We start from the raw sequence: 17,818 nt of genomic DNA, 5'->3' as shown, positions 1-17,818 counted from the left end.
GGCGGTCAGAATCTTCAGGTCCGAGGAGACGGCACCGGATACGCAGAGCGGGGCATGGAACAGATCCTGCGTCCGTCGCCGGTGGAACACGTCCATTCGGGTACGCAGTTCGAACCGGAACCGCCCGTCCGGGGTCCGTGCCCGTACCCGTGTGTGAGGAAACGCCGGCACCTTCCGCATCGGGTGCTGCGGGGCATCGAGAGAGTCCGACTCGTACGCTGCCCCTGCCCGGTTGCGGTCATCCTTCAGCCGCATCAGGACGACGTTCCGTGGCGACTCGACCTCGATCAGTTCCAGCGGTTCGTCTCAGAATACCCGGACCGGTGACGCCAGAACGCGCGGACCGGCCGGCCGCGGCACGTGAGGCCGTGCTGTAGGGGGCATCAGCCTCAACTGCCCCCACTCGAAAGCATCGGTGAGTTCCAGCGAGCGCAGGCTGTGCGGCATCGTGCGGGCCGCGTCGACGATGACCGCGGGCTGAACACCGGCCAGCTGGTCGAAGCGCTTGCTGCGGAGCAGTCGACGGCGGCGCAGCGGACCAAGCGGCTGGCCGCCGACCGGGACGCCGTGCGCCGCATGCTGGGCGTGGACATCCGCGACGAGGAGTTTGAGCGAGCTCCGACGTGCTCGGCAACGGCAACATCTACAAGGTCGCTGCCGAGAAGGCCCGGTCCGCCAAGACACCGCAGCGTGATCAGCCTGGACACCAGCGCCGTCACGGCGCTCGCCGGCGGCCACACAACGCTGCACATCCTGGTCGACAGCATGGCCAAGGCACCCGGCGAACGCCTCGGCATCCGCGCCTTGCGCCTGGCCCAGGCCGAGGCCGGTGCAGAGAACTTCTCGCTGCGTGTCCTCGCCTTCTCCTCCGTGGTCGTCGACGGCTTCGACACGGTGGCCGCCGTCGCAGGGAGGCCCCGGCGCGTCGTCGTGGTGTGCCGGGGCGGTTGGGCGTCGGTCTGCTGCAAGGCGCGTCGGTCCATCGGTTCCCCGAAGGGGGACATGCGGGCCCCGCCTTCGCTTTGGCCGGGGCCGCGACCGGGTACGCTGGTGATATCGAGAGCGTTTCCTGACCGGCTTCCGTGCCGGTATCTTTCTCGATTCGACGACGCCGGACCGGCCATGCCAGGTCCGGGGACGGGTCGACACCATGACGGTGATCACCGAACGCCCCCCGATGACCACACCGATCGCCGCCCCCGACGGCTACCCGCCGGTCCGGCTCTCCCTCACACCTCCAGGCCCGCCCGGCGGGCAGCTCGATGGCGCCTGGTGGCCGCACTCTCGGGACCTCACACGCGAACTCACGGCCCTGACCGGCCTGTTGGACCCGCTCTGGGGCCGCGTCACACGCGTCACCGCCAACCCGACGCACTGGCCCGTCGCGCCACGCAAGGTGCCCGCCAACGGCCGCGTGATCAAAGTGGGCTGGTCCCGCCACGAGCAGGACCCGCACCAACTCACGCTGCGCTCCTGTCGCGTCGGACACCGGGACCTGCTGATCGTCCCGCCGGGGGCCACCGCGGCAGCCGCCAAACGGCTCATGGCCGCCGCCTGCGATCCGCTGACCGCCCGTACAGGCAGCGCTTTGCTGGCTGCCGAGTCGGACGGCCGCCTCGCCGCCCCGGCCGATGCGGAACCTTCGACGGCACGGGTGGCCGAGGTCGCGGGATCTTGAGACCGAGCTGCCCGGCTTGCTGCGCGTACTGACCGAGCGGCTGGGCTCCCTCGCGCGCCTCGGATTGGATGCCGGCGCCTGGGACGCGCACCCTCATCACTTGGTCGTCGACGGTCATCTGATCCGTATCGACTGGTCCGAGGCCGGTGACGGCACGATCCCTCGGTGTTGCCTGCTGCCCTGTCTCGCACTACTCCTGGCGTCGTGGAGTGTCTCCTGTCCTGCCCGTCAGGCCCGGAGCGTGCCCAAAGTGACGCTTTTACCTTTGGTTATGAGCCAGGCCATCAGGAGGAACTCACCGACAAAGGCGAACATCGCGACCTCGGCCGAATAGTTGGCAGACAACAGAATGCCGAAGCTGTCCACCAGGTAGCCGAGCCCAGCGATCACGAGCAACACTCCCAGGATCTTGGGCACATACTCTGATCTGTATGCAAGGCACCCGAGCGTCAGCAGGTGGATGGCGAACAGAATGAGCCCGGCATCCCAGATGTCGTGAAAAGCGTCGATCTTCATCAGGGCTTCCGTATGCAACTGACTCGCGCCGTGCATGCCTCTGCCCACGTCGTCGCCGACGAGCGAAGGCACTCCGGCCAGTTGGCCTACAGCAACCATGAGTACCGCTGCGTACGCGAGCCTGAACCACGCGGCAAGCGCGGACAGACCCTTGTGGGCCGGTGTGAAAAAGGTCAGTAGCGCCCAGGCCACCAGGACATCGAGAACGGCCACCAATGCCAGAGCCGCAACACCGTAACGGAACATCACCACAGCATCACCTATGTCGTGTGCCGTCTTCTCGGCATCACCTTCAGTGACGAGTCCTTCCACTACGGCGAAATTGGCGAAGACGGCGAGCGCCGACATCGTCAAAATCCCGACCCCCGCGGCCAGGGCTGCCTGGCGCATCTCTGTGTTCGCCGGCGTCGCGGTCGCCATGGTTCCCTCCCCTACGGATGCCTCGACTGGGCGATCTCTGGCTGCTTTTCGGCAGGGGGCGTCACCCGCCAGGGCTGTCAGACGCCACACCCGAACGATTTCCCTGCGGACGGGCGCGCTGTTCGACGGGACGGAAACCCCTGAAGATCAGCAACAACGGGAACAGTAATTCGAACAGGCCGCCAGGTACGAGGAACACGGCACCAGCACCGGAATCTAGATCGATCGCTCCTAGCGCCTCTGCCACTACCCCTGCCAGCAGAGCGGCGTAGCCCGCAACTCCCAGCAGCGACAGCCACTTGGCAACCAGCCCGGAGCGCAGCAGAAGGTAGGACAGGACGAGCCCGCCTGCGCCGGACAAGATGTACACAAGGAGGTCGTAATTCTCGAACTGGCTGCGGCTGGTCAGGATGTAGGTTCCGAGGGCGATGATCGCCATGCCCTCCATTGCCTTGAGGATGAGATAGCCCGCGGAGAGGTACTTCCCGTGTGGCTCAAGGACGGGGAACAGTGCCACGCCGATCGCGGCGACCGCTAAAGCCGTGTACCACTCCAATAACACCCCGACAAACAGCGTCCCGCTGCTTGGCCCCCTTCGGAGAAGTAGGCTTGCACGAGGGAGCTGCCGACGGCAAAGGTGACCGTCGACGAGATGAAGAGCAGCCCCACCAGGACGGCAGTCTTCCTCTGCGGCATACCTGTTTCTCCTCTGCGCTGCGCACACGGGAGCTGGGTCGGCGGGAGCCGGCAACCAGTGCCGGGCGTGCCGGGCTGCTGCGGATTCCGGCACCTGCCCCCCGTCGACCACGGTAGCGCCGTCCGACACGGTAGGCGCCCCTCCGTCGTGGACGCCTTGCGAAGCGTTTCCGGTGATCTCGACAGCGGTGATGCGCTGGGCATCCGCCGCACCGCGAAGGCCGCGGTCTCCGCTGCCGTAGCGCGAGCGGAACCCATCCACCTGAGCACTGGCTGCCCTCGAACCCGGCTCCGCCTTGGCCGTGCGCCCCGGTACGCCGTCAACGTCACTGTTGGTGGCGGCTCCTGCGGCTGCCTTTTTGCGCCTCGGTCTGCGGTCCTCAACCCGGCAGTGACAGCCCTTGCGTCCGCCCCGCCGCCCCCCCGGGGGTGATTACCTCAGTGCCAGGCGCACGGAAATCTGTGACGGCCAGGGTAGACATTGGGCTGTGGTGTGGTTATGGTTTCTCTCGTAGCCAAGAGGGACAGCAGGGCCCGGCAGAGACGAACTGCCGGGCAGTAGTACACGCAGTGCGCAGTACCCCGTTGAGTAAGAGATCACTGAGGGAAGAACGGAGGAATGCGTGCCATCGGGATCGCCCGGGCCGAAGGTCTGAGCCCGGGTACCGCAGGACATCGTCAGTGAGGTGGTCTGAGGTCAAGCAACCGCGATCCCCGCACCCCCGGCAGCAGGCAGGCCGGGTCCGCGGAACATAGGAAGTCGGCTCAGTTCCCAGGCCGGCAGATGGTCTAGCAGTTCCTTCGGGGCCCTGGTGCCGTACGGCACCAGGGCCCCTCCACGCGTTCCGCGAAGCCGTCGGCGCTGCAAGGGCGTGAAGCTCAGGCGGTGCCGTTGCCGGGGTGAATGGTGAAGATCTGTTCCAGGCCGACGATGTGCAGGATGTGCATGGTGTTGGCGGGTACGGCGGCCAGCATCATCTCGGCGTCGGCGGTGTGGGCGCGCCGGCGGGCTGCCAGGAGGGCGCTGATGCCTGTGGAGTCACAGAACGTGAGGCGGGACAGGTCGATGAGCAGGTTCTGACTCGGGCTCAGGGCGAGGTGTTCAACCTGCTGGCGCAGGGTGCCGGCCTGCTCGTAGAGCAGACCATCTGCGGGCGGGGTCCATGCCCAGGCAGAGAGCCTGGCCCGGGATGCGACCCGAGGCCCTGAACCTGTGCCTGCCGGGCTGGACGTTGCCCGGGTGTCGTCCAGCGGGCCACATCAAGGTGCGGGCCGTTGCAGGGCAGAGGCCAGTCTGCACGCCGTGCACGTGGTTTTGCCAGGCAACAGCCTCGGCAGGGGGCTGAGGGGCAGGGCTGATGGCGTAGGGTGGGGTGTACCGACGCGGGGTGGAGCAGCTCGGTAGCTCGCTGGGCTCATAACCCAGAGGTCGCAGGTTCAAATCCTGTCCCCGCTACTGTTGGAGTGGGCCCGGATCCAGTGGATCCGGGCCCGCCGCATTCAGGGGCGTCGCACCGATTTGCCGGCAGTGGTGTGCATGCGCCGGGCAGCCGTAGGCTGCGAGGACAGCTAAGACGACGTCGGAGAGCGGCCGTGCGTGCGGGGAAGCCGTCGGCCTGGTCTCGTGCGGTGTCTCGCGGTCATTCTCTGGTCGAATCCCTGGTGCGGTCGTCGCTGCCCGACGCGAACTCACGGGGATATCGCGCAGTAGGAACTCGACGGGATGACCCGCCGGGGGAGCAGCGCTGCCCGCTGGGGAGCACCTGCTGGTCGCGGAGCGTGCCCTGCGCGGAGGGCACGATCCGGTGTCGGGCACGGCCCCGGCGGCAGCGCGTTCGGCGGCGATGCGGGCTTCGACTTCGGCGGGGCCGGTGCCTGGGGCCCGGCCGTGGCCCAGCAGCGGTGGACGACCGGCAACTGGTCCTTGGTGCCGATCTGGTCCCGGTGGTCAACGGCGGCCGGTCCGGCGCCGCTGAGGTGGTTGGGGAATCGCGTGCCCGCGCTCCACGTACCTCCGACGCGGCACTTCGTCCAGTAGAGGTTCTGGTCGCCGGAGCCGTGTCTCCGGTGGATGCAGTACAGATCTTCGCCGGCCTCGGTCGGCGAGGGGCCTTCCAGGTTCCAGCGGCTGCCGAACCTGTTGTCTCCGCCCCACCTAGATCCGTCATAGGTGAAGTGCTCCATCGCCTCGGCGCTGTGGGAGAGATGGACGCAGCGGAGTTTCCCCTGTATACCGCGAGCGCGGGGCCGTTGCTGCTGCTCGGTCTCCCGGTCCTTTTGTCCTCGGGCCAGCCCGTGATGGGGAAACTGGCCGCCAGTGATCACTCAGCGTTGTGGCTGTCGGTGGTGGGATGCCTGCTGTCGTGCGCAGGAGGTGCCGAAGTTGGTATGCGGGCCGGGTCGGGGACAACTACCGTGGACCCGCCGAAGACCATGCGGAGACCGCGGGCTGTGTCACGTATTCGCGGACCCGGCGGATCAGTCCGTCCTGGAGTTCGATGACGAAGCAGCAGTCGTTGCTGGTACAGCGGGTTGTTCCAAGGCGGGGAATGCGCCAGGAGTACGGTCTGGAGCCGGTGCCCAGGCGCAGCCGCAGGGTGTCGTCGTCGAGGGCGTCGTCGTGGCTGAGCGCACAGATCCGGGACGGTGGCTGGGCGAAGAACAGCAGGAGCAGTCCGGCGACGCGGTTGGGGATCGCGATGCCGGAGTCCGAATGAGTCGGCGTACGAGCCGCCAGCGGGTGTCGGCGGCTACGACGTCGTTGGCGAGGGAGCTTGGGTAGAAGGGGGCGCTGAGGGTTCGGGTGCGCTGGTGGCGACTGGTCCAGTGCAGGAAGGGCCGGATGTGAAGGCGCTCGGGGGTGCCGGTGGCGGTGTAGGCGTCGATGTGGTCCTGGTGCAGGAGACGAGACCGCTGCCCTGGCCGGGCAGCCACTCCAGCAGGCGGACCACGGCACGGATCTCCTGGCGGACTCCGCAGGCTTGTCCGTGGCTGGTCGGCCGGTGGGCAGGTTGCCGGTGTAGGCGGCGCAGGGGCTGCCAGCGTGCCCAGCGCTCGACGATGCGGTGCTCCCCCGGGTCGGAGATCCTGACCAGTACCTTCGGCAGCCATCGCTCGTCCGTGCGAGGTGTTCGTCGCGAGCGGGGACTGCGTGGGCGACGAGGAGCGCGCGCAAGCGGTCGGCCTCGTGCCCCTCGGCTGTTGCGTCGAGGCTCTGGTGGGTGACGGACCCCGTTGCGGTGGCGCCAGGGCCGTGTCCAGCGCGGCTGGACGCCCAGGTGGCGGCAGATGCGGCGCCAGGCGTACTTGGAAGAGGCCCAGGCGTTGTCGGTCAGGACGCGTTCGATGGTGATGCCTCGGGCGGCGAACCAGGCCGTGGCCCGGGTGAGGAAGCCCGCACAGGTATGCAGTTCGCCGGGCCGGTCTCGTTCGTAGCGGCGGACCGGCTCGCCGGTGGCCCGGTCGGTGGCGGCCAGCGGCGGCAGGCCGTGGCGCCTGAGATTGCGATGGGGCGACCGACGGCGGCGCGCGGACCGTCCTCGACCTGACCAGCGCCGTACGCCGCCCCTCCCCGAGAGCCCGTAGACCCGCACACCCAAGTATCACGGAAGGACTACCTCCACGCATCTGATCTGGACGGCTGGCCGGGGCCACCGGCGATCGACTGGCGGCCGGGGAGCGGTGCCTGCTGGACGAGCCAGTGCTGTGACCGCGTAGGTTCGCCAGGTCGTTCAGGCTTCGGCAGAGAGGGGAGTCCACCCCAGCGGATGCCTTTCACACTGCGTATGCGGGCGCGTTCCGTGTGTTCGGCGGCCAGAATGTCGTGATGGCGGGTGTTGGCGTTGCGCCAGCGCGGACAGGCGGGCCCGCGATGAGTTCGCGGCTCTCCACAGTCGCCCCTGAATGACGTGGTCATGCCAGGCATTCAGGGTATGGCTGGTCGCATTCCCTCCAGGCACAGAACTCCAGCTATCTCCCGACGAGCGTCAGCGGAGGGGCAGGAGACCGTCTGCACGAGGTGGTCCGGGCCGAGCTGGACGGGGCTTCACGTCTCGACCGGTCCCGTGTGGTGGTCGACGCCGGTGTCGCGGGTTTCAGCGTGTCCAGGTCCATTCCTCGACTTCGGGCAGGTCGGTGCCGTGTTCCCGGATCCAGGTGTAGTGGCGCAGGCGGGTGTCCTCCATGGTCTGTCGGACGCTGGCCGCGCGTACGGCCAGGCCGGGAACGCGGTCGATGATGTCCATGACGAGGCGGTAGCGGTCGAGGTCGTTGCGTACGACCATGTCGAAGGGGTGGTGGTCGTGCCTTCCTCCTTGTAGCCGCGTACGTGAAGGTGGGCATGGCCGGTGCGACGGTAGGCGAGGCGGTGGATCAGCCACGGGTAACCGTGGTAGGCGAAGACGACCGGCCTGTCGGGGGTGAACAGGGCGTCGTACTCCGCGTCGGTCATACCGTGCGGGTGCTCCTCCTTGGGAAGCAGGCGGGCCAGGTCCACTACGTTGACGACCCGCACCGCGAGGTCGGGCAGATGGTGGCGCAGCAACTGGGCGGCGGCGAGGACCTCCTGGGTGGGCACGTCGCCCGCGCAGGCCAGGACCGCGTCGGGTTCGCCGGTTGCGGTCTCGCTACCGGCCCAGTCCCAGACGCCGGCGCCGCGTGCGCAGTGCGCACGGGCTTCGCCCAGGGGCAGCCAGTCGAAGCAGGGCTGCTTGCCCGCGACGACGACGTTGACGTAGTCACGGCTGCGCAGTACGTGGTCGGCGACGGCCAGCAGCGTGTTGGCGTCCGGGGGCAGGTAGACCCGTACGACTTCGGGGGATTTGTTGAGGACATGGTCGATGAAGCCGGGGTCCTGGTGGGAGAAGCCGTTGCTGTCCTGTCGCCAGACGTGCGAGGTGAGCAGGTAGTTCAGGGAGGCGATGGGGCGGCGCCAGGGCAGGCGGCGAGAGGTGCGCAGCCATTTGATGTGCTGGTTGACCATGGAGTCGACGATGTGGACGAATGCCTCGTAGCAGGAGAACAGGCCGTGCCGGCCGGTGAGGAGGTAGCCCTCCAGCCAGCCCTGGCAGGTGTGTTCGGAGAGGATCTCCATCACCCGGCCGTGGGGGTCCAGGTACTCGTCGGTGTCCAGGGTGCCGGCCTGCCAGGCTTTTCCGGTGGCCCGGTAGACGTCCTGGAGGCGGTTGGAGGCGGTCTCGTCCGGGCCGACCAGGCGGAAGTCGCGGCGCTGTGAGGTGTTCTCCATGAGGGTTTCCAGCAGGGCGCCCAGGACGCGGGTGGGCTCGTGCAGTGTCGCTCCGGGTTCGTCGACCGCGACCGCGTACGGCTCCAGCGGCGGGATCGGCAGGTCGCGCAGCAACAGGCCGCCGTTGGCGTGCGGACCGGCCCCGAGCCTTCGCTCTCCCTCGGGCACGCATGCCAGCACGTGCTCTTGCGGGCGGCCCTGGCCGTCGAAGAGTTCGTCCGGCCGGTAGGAGCGCAGCCATGCCTCCAACTGCCGCAGGTGAGACGGGTTTTCCCGTACGGTGGCGAGCGGGACCTGGTGGGCGCGCCAGGTGCCTTCCACGGGCAGCCCGTCGACGTCGGCGGGTCCGGTCCAGCCCTTGGGGGTGCGCAGTACGATCACCGGCCACCGGTGGCGTTCGGTGACGCCCTGTTCGCGGGCGCCGCGCTGGATGTCGGCGATGCCCGCCAGCGCGGTGTCCATCGCGCGTGCCATGTCGCGGTGTACCTGGAGCGGGTCGTCGCCGTGGACGTGTATCGGGTCGTGGCCCAGGCCGCGCAGGAGGTCGTCGAGTTCGTCCTCGGGCAGCCGGGCGAGCACCGCCGGGTTGGCGATCTTGTAGCCGTTCAGGTGCAGGATCGGCAGGACCGCGCCGTCGTGGACCGGGTCGAGGAATTTGTTGGAGTGCCAGGAGGCGGCGAGCGGCCCGGTTTCGGCCTCGCCGTCGCCGATCACGCAGGCGACCAGCAGGCCGGGGTTGTCGAGGGCGGCGCCGTAGGCATGGGCCAGGGAGTAGCCGAGTTCGCCGCCTTCGTGGATCGAGCCCGGTGTCTGGGGAGCGACGTGGCTGGGTACGCCGCCGGGGAAGGAGAACTGGCGGAACAGTCGTGCCATGCCGTCCGCGTCCCGGCTGACGTCGGTGTAGGTGTCGGTGTAGGTGCCCTCCAGCCAGGAGTTGGCGAGCACCGCCGGGCCGCCGTGACCGGGCCCCCAGATGCACAGGGTGTCCTGTTCGCGGGCTTTGATGATCCGGTTGAGGTGGGTGTGGACGAGGTTCAGCCCGGGTGAGGTGCCCCAGTGGCCGAGGAGACGGGGTTTGATGTGTTCGGGGGTCAGCGGCTCGGCCAGCAGCGGGTTGGCCATGAGGTAGATCTGGCCCACGGCCAGGTAGTTCGCGGCACGCCAGTGGGCGTCGAGTGCCGCCAGCTCTGCGTCGTCGAGGTGGCTGTCCGGTTGCGGAGGGGCGTCGGCCATGTCCTGCTTCTCCAAGGCGTCAAGAGCGCGAGGGGTTGGACCGGGCGGTAGGGCGGGGAGCTGCGGGGCTCGCGGCAGACGGGGTGACGAACGGCGCCTGCGTGCAACACGCACCTCCCCGGCTCGCCTTCACCCTGCCGGGGGCCGGGGCAGACCAAGAGCCTAGCCGCGCGGCCCCGCGGCAGCCAGCGTCTGCGTCGTGCCGACCGGATCGCGCGCGTCGATCCCGGCCCTGTCGGGTGCGAGCGGCCCTGTCACGCTCCGGGGAGCCCGGTGGGCCGCTCCCCGGCAGGGAGCGGGCCCAGGTCGGTCCAGATGCGGGGCGGCGGTCAGCCGATGCATCCGGGGACGGGGGAGGGGCTGGCGGTGCAGTTGGTCGGGGTGTTGGCGGTCACGGTGGACGTGTTCAGGGTGGCCGACCCGGCGGCGTAGTAGATCCCGCCCGGGTTGACGGTGGCGGCGTTGGCGTTGACCACGCTGCTGGTCAGGGTGAGTGTCCCGTTGACGCTGGCGATGCCGGCGCCCTGCTGAGCGGTGTTGTTCTTGACGGTGCTGCTGGTCAGGGTGGCGGCGGACGCGGTGCCGGTGCTGGAGAGCGCGCCGCCCAGGCCGTCGGCGGTGTTGCCGGACAGGTGGCTGCCGGTGAGGGTGACCGCGCCGAAGTTGAGGATGCCGCCACCGTTGTTGTGCCCGGACGCGGCCGCGTGGCCGCCGCTGAGGGTGACTGCCTTCAGCGTGAGCCCGCCGGTGGTTCCGACCTGGGCGATGCGGAATGCGGACGCGGTCCCGGCGCGGGTGATGGTGTTGGCGTTGCCTTCAAGGGTGATGGGGGCGGTGATGACCGGCAGGCCGGCGGGCCCGTTCACGCCGTCGTTGCCGTGGCTGGCGGTGAGGGTGTACGTGCACCCGGGCGTCAGGGTGACGGTCCCGCCGCCGGCGGCGTTCGCCGCTGTCACGGCGACGACCAGGGCGGTCTCGTTGCACGCGACAGCCGAAGGCCGGGCCTGCGCGACGCCAGGCATGAGTACGGCGGTGCCGGCGGCCAGAACGGTGGCTGCGGAAAGGGTAATGGTGGTACGGGTGTTTCGCATGGGGACTTTCATGGCGCTGAGGCCGGTGGTGGGTGAGCAAGAAGCTCAAACGTCCCGCAGGAGCGGTCACCGGCGGCCAATGAACAACCGATACACACGGTAGCGCAGACCCACACAGGTGGACAGCCCACAGTGATTTACGCTCCCGGTGTCAGGGCGATATCACCCCTGAAGAGCCGAAAACATGAACCGCGTATACGGAGTTGCAGAACTGCACTGCACGGAGTTCCCCGCGAGGCTTCGGCATCCGTCTCCTCCTCGATCCCGGATGCCGTTGCGAAGCAGGCGGCGAAGAACTCGTCCGTCCAAGCCACCCGCCCAGGGGCTCCGCCGGAGTAAGCTGTAGCTGCTGGGAACACTCCGCGCGCCGGCTTCCATGTCGGCGCCGTTTCCGGCGAGAGGCTATGCCGGGTGGACGAAGACGCGCCCGGGGGCAGGTCCGTGTCATGACGACGACCACCAATCTCTTGCCGACTGCCGAAACGGACGCTGCTCCGCCGGTGCGTGTATCGCTGAAACCGGCGGGCGCGGACCGGGGTTTCCTGGACGGCGCCTGGTGGCCACGCTCCAGTGATCTCGCACGCGAGCTTCCCTCCCTCACCGACCTGCTGGATCACTGCTGGGGGCGCATCACCCGGGTCACGGTCAATCCCGCGTACTGGCCGGTGATCCCGCGGAAGGTGCAGGTCACCAGGCATGTGGTGCACGTAGGCTGGTTCAAGGAGGAGCAGGACCCGCACACACTGTCACTGCTCTCCTACACCGTGGGCCGCTGGGACCTTCTGATCATCCCGCCGCAGGCCAGCACATCCGCGGCCGCGCGGCTGATGGCCGCCGCAGCCGACCCGTACGGCCACAACACGGCCGCCGCCCTGATCGCGAACGAGTACCCCTCCGGCGTGGGGGACACCCCTGGCGCAGGGAAGAGTGACGGTGGCGGCACCGCACTCCGCCCGCGTGACGTACTGGCCGCGCCTTTCGGCGTACCGGCCCAAGTGCGGTGACGACGATGACGGTCGTGCTCGCCGTCACCCATATTCTCGCGTTGACCGCCGCAGGTGTCATCCTGTTCCGCGCACTCCACGCCCAGCCCGCCCAATGGCTCGGCACCTTCGATTTCAACAACGAAGTGCCGCCCCGCCGACGTAGTCACAGCCGCAACCACAGCACCGAGCCACCTGGGATTTCCAGCGATGCGCTTGGCCCGGCTGACGGAATGGGGAACCGGGCCCAAGGCGTGAAGTGCCGCCCCCGGCGCAGCTGGCTGCGTGCCCTGCGGCCGTTGCGTTGAGACGCGTCACACGTCGTGGAGGCGATCACGGGTGCCTGATGACGCCCCGCCGTCCTGACACTGCCATGAACCGGGCACGCCCGGGCTGCGCGGAACTGGTGTCCATGCGGTCAGCGGTATGCGCAGGTGAGCGCCCGTGATGAGACAGCACTCACGGCGCCAGCATTGCCGGTCGGGTCCGTCGGCGTTGTCTCCACGTGTTTCCGGTTGCGCATCACGTGGGATGTGTGTGATCCATGAAAAAGCCGGGAAAGGCATCTGACCTGCGGTTTTGCCCGTGCGCATTATGTGCGGTGTGGGCGTTACGGGCGATATCTTGCCGCTGAAATGACGCTTGTGAAGCCCATTTGACGCTCGTTTCGATGGGGTGTCAGGCGCGCTGCCGGGCTGGTCAGGCCACGTGAACAGCGGCGTTGGTTGGCGAGGGGATTTTTTTGAAGTCCTCTTCCGGGCGGTCGTCACCTGGGATTTTGTGTTGTGGTGGCAATCTCCGCGAGCGGGGCCCTCGGGCGCTTGGGCTCGAAAATGTCGCGTGAGGTCATGCCAGCAGACGTAGAAAAGATGTGTCAGGCGATGTGTGTGGCTGGCCTGTCGCGTCGAACGGTATACCAGTCGACTATGGTTCCGTTGCGTTTGCTTTTCAGATCGGCCGTGGCTGAGAAGCGCATCACCGAGTCCTCGGTTGCTCTTGCGTCCCTTCCCCGGGTGGAGGCCAAGCGGGGGTCATGTCCGCACTCATGGAGTAGGCAGGGATGGATATCTGCTGCATGCTCATCATGGTGGGCATGTGCTGGACTCTAATTACCGCATCGAATTCAGACATGCAGTCATTGGCGCAGGCTATGAGGATGAAATTCGGGCGGCTCATACGCTCCGGCACTTTTTCGCAAGCAGCGCTATCGCCGGAGGGCTGTCTCTTCTGAAGGTCTTGTGTTGGCTCGGTCACGCCATGATCCAGATCACGGCTGACATCTACGGGCACCTGACGCCGGACGCCGGGGCAAAGATGAGGTCGGTGATGGATGGGGTGCTGGCAGAGACTAAAGTCGTTCGTGCTGATGCGTAGGGCCGTGCTGACTTGGTGCTGAGTTGGTGCCCGAAGAGAGGGAAGACATGCAGGTCGGAGCGCTGCTGTGAGATTTCTGCACACGTCCGACTGGCACCTCGGCCGCTCGTTCCACCGAGTGAACCTGCTCACCGCGCAGCGCGCCTTCCTCGATCATCTCGTCGAGACGGTCCGTACGCAGCGGGTCGACGCGGTCCTCGTCGCGGGCGATGTCTACGACCGTGCCGTACCGCCGCTGGCCGCCGTGGAACTCTTCGACGACGCCCTGCACCGGCTCGCCGGCCTGGGCGTGCCCACCGTCATGATCTCCGGCAACCACGACTCCGCCCGCCGCCTCGGCGTCGGCTCCGGGCTGATGCGGGAGGCCGGGGTCCACCTGCGGACCGATCCGGCGGCCTGCGCCACCCCGGTCGTGCTGCGCGACGCGTACGGCGAGGTCGCCCTGTACGGGCTCCCGTATCTGGAACCGGCCCTGGTCAAGGACGAGTTCGGCGCCGAACGGGCCGACCACGCGCACGTACTGGGCGCCGCCATGGACCGGGTGCGCGACGACCTGGCGGCCCGGCCCGCGGGCACCCGGTCGGTGGTGCTCGCGCACGCCTTCGTCACCGGTGGCGCGCCCAGTGACAGTGAGCGGGACATCACGGTCGGTGGCGTGGAGTCCGTGCCCGCCGCCGTCTTCGAGGGCGTCGACTACGCGGCCCTCGGGCACCTGCACGGCTGCCAGACGATCACCGACCGGGTCCGCTACTCCGGCTCCCCGCTCGCCTACTCCTTCTCCGAGGAACGGCACCGCAAGTCCATGTGGCTGGTCGACCTGGACGCCGCGGGCACAGTGACCGCCGAGCGCCTGGACTGCCCGGTGCCCCGTCCGCTGGCCCGCCTCCGCGGCAAGCTGGAGGACCTGCTGGCCGACCCGGCGCTGGACGTCCACGAGGACGCGTGGGTGGAGGCGACGCTGACCGACGCCGCCCGCCCGCACGAACCGATGGCCCGGCTCGCCGCCCGCTTCCCGCACATCCTCAGCCTCGCCTTCGAACCGGAGGAGGGAGCCGCCCGCACCCTCGCCTCGTACGCGCAGCGGCTGCGCGGCCGCAGCGACCAGGAGATCGCCGAGGACTTCGTCGCCCACGTACGGCCCGGGCGCGGCGTGGACGACGAGGAGCGGGCCGTGCTGCGCTCCGCTCTCGACGAGGTACGCACCGACGATGCGCTGCGGGAGGTGGCGGGGTGAGGCTGCACCGGCTGTCGGTCACGGCCTTCGGGCCGTTCGGGCGGACCCAGACCATCGACTTCGACCGGCTCGCGCAGGCCGGTCTCTTCCTGCTCCACGGGCCGACCGGCGCGGGCAAGACCTCCATCCTGGACGCCGTCTGCTTCGCCCTGTACGGGACCGTGCCGGGGACGCGGCAGAGCGGCCAGGCGCTGCGCAGCGACCTCGCGGACCCGTCGACACCGACCGAGGTGGTCCTCGAACTGACCGTCGGCGGGCGGCGGTTGGAGATCACCCGGCTGCCGGAGCAGCCCCGCCCGAAGAAGCGCGGGACCGGCACGACCCGCGAGAAGGCACAGAGCCGGCTGCGCGAGTACGTGACCGGCGCCGGCTCCGGAGGGACGGATTCGGGTGCCGGTGGGGCAGACGCAGGCACCAACGGGACAGACACGGGCACCGGCGGGACGGATACCGGCACCAGCGGGCCGGACACGGACCCCGCCCACGGCGGCCGCTGGAAGGCCCTGAGCCGGTCCCACCAGGAGATCGGCGAGGAGATCGGCCAGCTGCTCGGCATGAACAAGGAGCAGTTCTGCCAGGTCGCCCTGCTGCCCCAGGGGGACTTCGCGCGTTTCCTGCGCGCCGACGCCGAGGCCCGTGCCCGGCTGCTGGGACGGCTCTTCGACACCCGGCGGTTCGCCGCCCTCGAAGACCAGCTGGCCACCCGCCGTAAGGCCGCGGCCGACCAGGTGTCCGCCGGGGACGACCGGCTGCTGGCGCTCGTTCACCGGATGGACCAGGCGGCGGGGAGCCGGCCGACCTCGTCGACCCCTCGGTCCCCGCGCCGGGACGCGTACCGGAAGCGGCGGTTCCGGCTCCGGGCCGCCGTGGCGGTACGGGCGCAGGCAGGGGTACGGTTACGGGCAGGGCAGCGCGCGCTGCCGGTACGACCGCGTCTTCCCGGGGTACGGCGACCGCCACCGCGCTCGTACCGGAACAGTACGGGCGCCCGGACTCCGGTACGACCGCCACCGTTCAGGCCGCCCAGACGCCGAGCCCCGGCGAGCCGGGCTTCGCCGAAGCCGTACTGGTAAGGGCGGCCGTCGCACGGGCCAACGCGCGCGAGCGGCACGATATCGCCCGGCTCGCCGTACGCTCCGCCGAGACGGCGGAGGCCGCCGCCCGCGCGCGGGCCGACGAGGAGCGCGAGCGGGACCGCCTCCAGCGCCGGTACGCCGAGGCGCAGCGGCGCGCGGCGGACCTGGCGGCGCGGTCCGGCGAGCGGGACCGGGCCCGGGACCGGCTGGCGCGGGCCCGCGCGGCCTCCGAGGTCGCCCCCGCCCTGGCACTGCGCGACGCGGCCTGGCGCGAGCACGGGACGGCGCAGGCCGAAGAGCGGCGCGGGCGCTCCCAGCTGCCGCCCGACCTGGCCGGCGCGGACGCCGAACGGCTCGCCGCCCTGGAACGCGCACTCCGGCAGGACCTCGGGTCGCTGACGGCGGCCCGCCGGGCCGAGAGCCGCGCCGCCGAGATCGCCGCGGAACGGGCCGGGATCGAGCGGGAGGCACGGGCCGACGAGCAGACGCTGGTGGACGCCGCCGCGTGGCTCGCGAACCGGGAGCCGGCGCACCAGGAGAACCAGCGGCGCATCGAGGCCGCCCAGGAGGCGGTGGCCCGCGCCGAACAACTGCACGCGCAGCTCGACCCGGCCCGGCAGCGGCTGGCGGCTGCGCGCCGACGCGACCACCTCACGGACAGCCTGCGGGCCGCGGACGAGGATGTCCTGCGTGCCAGGGAGCGTGCGGCGGCGGCCCATGAACACTGGCTCGACCTCAAGGACCGCCGTCTGCGCGGCATCGCGGCCGAGCTCGCCGCCGGGCTGGAGGACGGGACCGCCTGCGCCGTGTGCGGCGCCACCGAACACCCCGCCCCGGCCCGTACCGGAGCCGGACACGTGGACCGTACGGCCGAGGAAGCGGCGCTCGGCGCCTACCGGCAGGCCGAGTCCGCGCGCCAGGACGCCGAGCGTGCTCAGCAGTCCCTGAAGGAAGAGCGGGCCGCCGCCTCCGCGACCGCCGGTGACACCCCGGTCGCCGAGCTCGCGCGCGCGGAAGAGGAACTGCGGGAGACGTATGCGCGCGAGCGGGCGGCGGGAGCCGATCTGCATGCCGCCAGGGAAGCGTCCGCCCGCGCCGACCGGGAGTACGAGCGGCGCCGCACCGAGCAGCAGGAGGCCGAGCGCCGCGCTGCCGCGCGCACCTCCCACCGTGAAGCCCTCGACCGTGAACTCGCCTCGCTCGACAGTGTGCTGGAAGAGGCCCGCGGTGGCTTCGCGAGCGTCGCCGAGCGGGCCCGCCGCCTGGAGCGGCAGGTCGCGTTGCTGGCCGAGGCCGCGGCCGCGGCCCGTACGGCCGAGGCGTGCGCCGAGCGCCTCAAGGAGACCGACGCCCAGCTGTCCGACGCCGCCTACCGCGCCGGCTTCGACACCCCGCAGGACGCGTCGGCCGCACTGCTGAGCGACGCGGACTGGAGCGCCCTGCAACAGCGTCTCGATTGCCACCAAACCGAAACAGCCGCCGTGGAAGCCGCGTTGGCCGACCCCGAAGCGGTCGCCGCAGCGGGCCTCCCGCCCGCGGACCCGGACCGGGCGCACGCCGATCTGGAGCATGCGAGCCGCAGACTGCGTACTGCCAGCGCGGCCTGTGCCGCCGCCGAGGAACGCTGTGCCGAACTCGACCGCCTTGGCGCGCGAGCCCAGTCCGACGCACGCCGGCTGGCCCCCTGCGCACCGAGTACGAGCGCATCGCCCGCCTCGCTGCCCTCGCGGCCGGTACGTCGGCGGAGAACGAACGGCGGATGCGCCTGGAGTCCTACGTCCTGGCCGCCCGCCTGGAACAGGTCGCGGCCGCCGCCAGCGCGCGCCTGCACCGCATGTCCTCCGGCCGCTACACACTCGTGCACTCCGACGAACGGGCCGGCGGCGCGCGCCGCTCCGGCCTGGGACTGCACGTCATCGACGCCTGGACCGGCCACGAGCGGGACACCGCCAGCCTCTCCGGCGGCGAGACGTTCTTCGCGTCGCTGGCCCTGGCCCTCGGGCTCGCCGACGTGGTCACCGACGAGGCGGGCGGCACCCGCCTGGACACCCTCTTCATCGACGAGGGGTTCGGCAGCCTGGACGAACAGACCCTGGACGAGGTGCTGGACGTCCTGGACTCGCTGCGCGAACGGGACCGCAGCGTCGGTATCGTCAGCCATGTCGCCGACCTCCGCCAGCGCATCCCGGCCCAGCTGGAGGTCGTCAAGGACCGCGCGGGGTCGTCCATACGCCATCGGGTGCCGGACTGACCGGACGGCCGGACGCGGCGC

General features: G+C 69.9%; 10 protein-coding genes, 1 tRNA gene and 4 pseudogenes. 8 read left to right on the top strand and 7 right to left on the bottom strand.

The window, feature by feature from the left end:
- The first annotated feature begins 1,177 nt into the window (after positions 1–1,177).
- Positions 1,178–1,678: a DUF5994 family protein gene (locus tag ACEXOX_RS07120; RefSeq protein WP_406519587.1), complete on the top strand. Its 501-nt coding sequence runs from the start codon at positions 1,178–1,180 to the stop codon at positions 1,676–1,678.
- On the top strand, positions 1,632–2,012 hold the full coding sequence (locus ACEXOX_RS07115; protein ID WP_406519586.1) for a DUF5994 family protein: 381 nt from the start codon (positions 1,632–1,634) through the stop codon (positions 2,010–2,012). Before ACEXOX_RS07120 ends, ACEXOX_RS07115 begins: the two co-directional genes overlap by 47 nt.
- On the opposite strand, the gene ACEXOX_RS07110 is transcribed toward ACEXOX_RS07115, so the two are convergent.
- The 3 genes from ACEXOX_RS07110 to ACEXOX_RS07100 form a co-directional block, all read right to left on the bottom strand.
- Complete coding sequence (locus ACEXOX_RS07110) at positions 1,907–2,614, bottom strand: DUF4386 domain-containing protein (RefSeq protein WP_406519585.1); 708 nt, start codon at positions 2,612–2,614, stop codon at positions 1,907–1,909. The two genes, ACEXOX_RS07115 and ACEXOX_RS07110, sit on opposite strands and share 106 nt — an antisense overlap.
- 61 nt (positions 2,615–2,675) lie before the next feature.
- Positions 2,676–3,338 (bottom strand): DUF4386 domain-containing protein, encoded by a 663-nt coding sequence (locus ACEXOX_RS07105; RefSeq protein ID WP_406526254.1) that lies wholly within the window; start codon positions 3,336–3,338, stop codon positions 2,676–2,678.
- 851 nt (positions 3,339–4,189) lie between these two features.
- Positions 4,190–4,453: an STAS domain-containing protein gene (locus ACEXOX_RS07100; RefSeq protein ID WP_406526253.1), complete on the bottom strand. Its 264-nt coding sequence runs from the start codon at positions 4,451–4,453 to the stop codon at positions 4,190–4,192.
- Positions 4,454–4,692: 239 nt separating this feature from the next.
- On the opposite strand from ACEXOX_RS07100, the gene ACEXOX_RS07095 reads away from it, so the two are divergent.
- Positions 4,693–4,766: transfer RNA gene (locus ACEXOX_RS07095), tRNA-Met, on the top strand.
- 1,786 nt (positions 4,767–6,552) lie between these two features.
- On the opposite strand, the pseudogene ACEXOX_RS07090 reads toward ACEXOX_RS07095, so the two are convergent.
- The 4 genes and pseudogenes from ACEXOX_RS07090 to ACEXOX_RS07075 all read right to left on the bottom strand — a co-directional run.
- Positions 6,553–6,819, bottom strand: a pseudogene (locus ACEXOX_RS07090) (IS481 family transposase); the annotation flags it as partial.
- Positions 6,820–7,058: 239 nt separating this feature from the next.
- Positions 7,059–7,163 (bottom strand): annotated as a pseudogene (locus tag ACEXOX_RS07085) (integrase); the annotation flags it as partial.
- 241 nt (positions 7,164–7,404) lie between these two features.
- Positions 7,405–9,788 (bottom strand): annotated as a pseudogene (locus ACEXOX_RS07080) (phosphoketolase).
- A gap of 329 nt (positions 9,789–10,117) precedes the next feature.
- Positions 10,118–10,879: a hypothetical protein gene (locus ACEXOX_RS07075; RefSeq protein WP_406519584.1), complete on the bottom strand. Its 762-nt coding sequence runs from the start codon at positions 10,877–10,879 to the stop codon at positions 10,118–10,120.
- Positions 10,880–11,325: 446 nt separating this feature from the next.
- Between ACEXOX_RS07075 and ACEXOX_RS07070 the strand changes: the two genes are divergently transcribed.
- From ACEXOX_RS07070 to ACEXOX_RS07050, 5 genes and pseudogenes are all read left to right on the top strand, one after another.
- On the top strand, positions 11,326–11,883 hold the full coding sequence (locus tag ACEXOX_RS07070) for a DUF5994 family protein (RefSeq protein ID WP_406519583.1): 558 nt from the start codon (positions 11,326–11,328) through the stop codon (positions 11,881–11,883).
- 5 nt (positions 11,884–11,888) lie between these two features.
- A complete protein-coding gene (locus ACEXOX_RS07065; RefSeq protein ID WP_406519582.1) occupies positions 11,889–12,170 on the top strand; it encodes a hypothetical protein in 282 nt (93 codons plus the stop codon).
- Positions 12,171–12,747: 577 nt separating this feature from the next.
- Positions 12,748–13,236, top strand: a complete 489-nt coding sequence (locus tag ACEXOX_RS07060) for a tyrosine-type recombinase/integrase (protein WP_406519581.1) — start codon at positions 12,748–12,750, stop codon at positions 13,234–13,236.
- A gap of 67 nt (positions 13,237–13,303) precedes the next feature.
- Positions 13,304–14,470, top strand: a complete 1,167-nt coding sequence (locus ACEXOX_RS07055; protein ID WP_406519580.1) for an exonuclease SbcCD subunit D — start codon at positions 13,304–13,306, stop codon at positions 14,468–14,470.
- Positions 14,467–17,797, top strand: a pseudogene (locus ACEXOX_RS07050) (AAA family ATPase). Before ACEXOX_RS07055 ends, ACEXOX_RS07050 begins: the two are co-directional and overlap by 4 nt.
- Positions 17,798–17,818 lie beyond the last annotated feature (21 nt).

Origin of the sequence: Streptomyces sp. Ac-502, assembly GCF_045222935.1 — a bacterium.
In the GTDB taxonomy this organism is placed as follows: Bacteria; Actinomycetota; Actinomycetes; order Streptomycetales; family Streptomycetaceae; genus Streptomyces; species Streptomyces monomycini.
The sequence above is the reverse complement of the archived record's forward strand: the minus strand, read 5'-3'. Positions and strand labels throughout refer to the sequence as shown.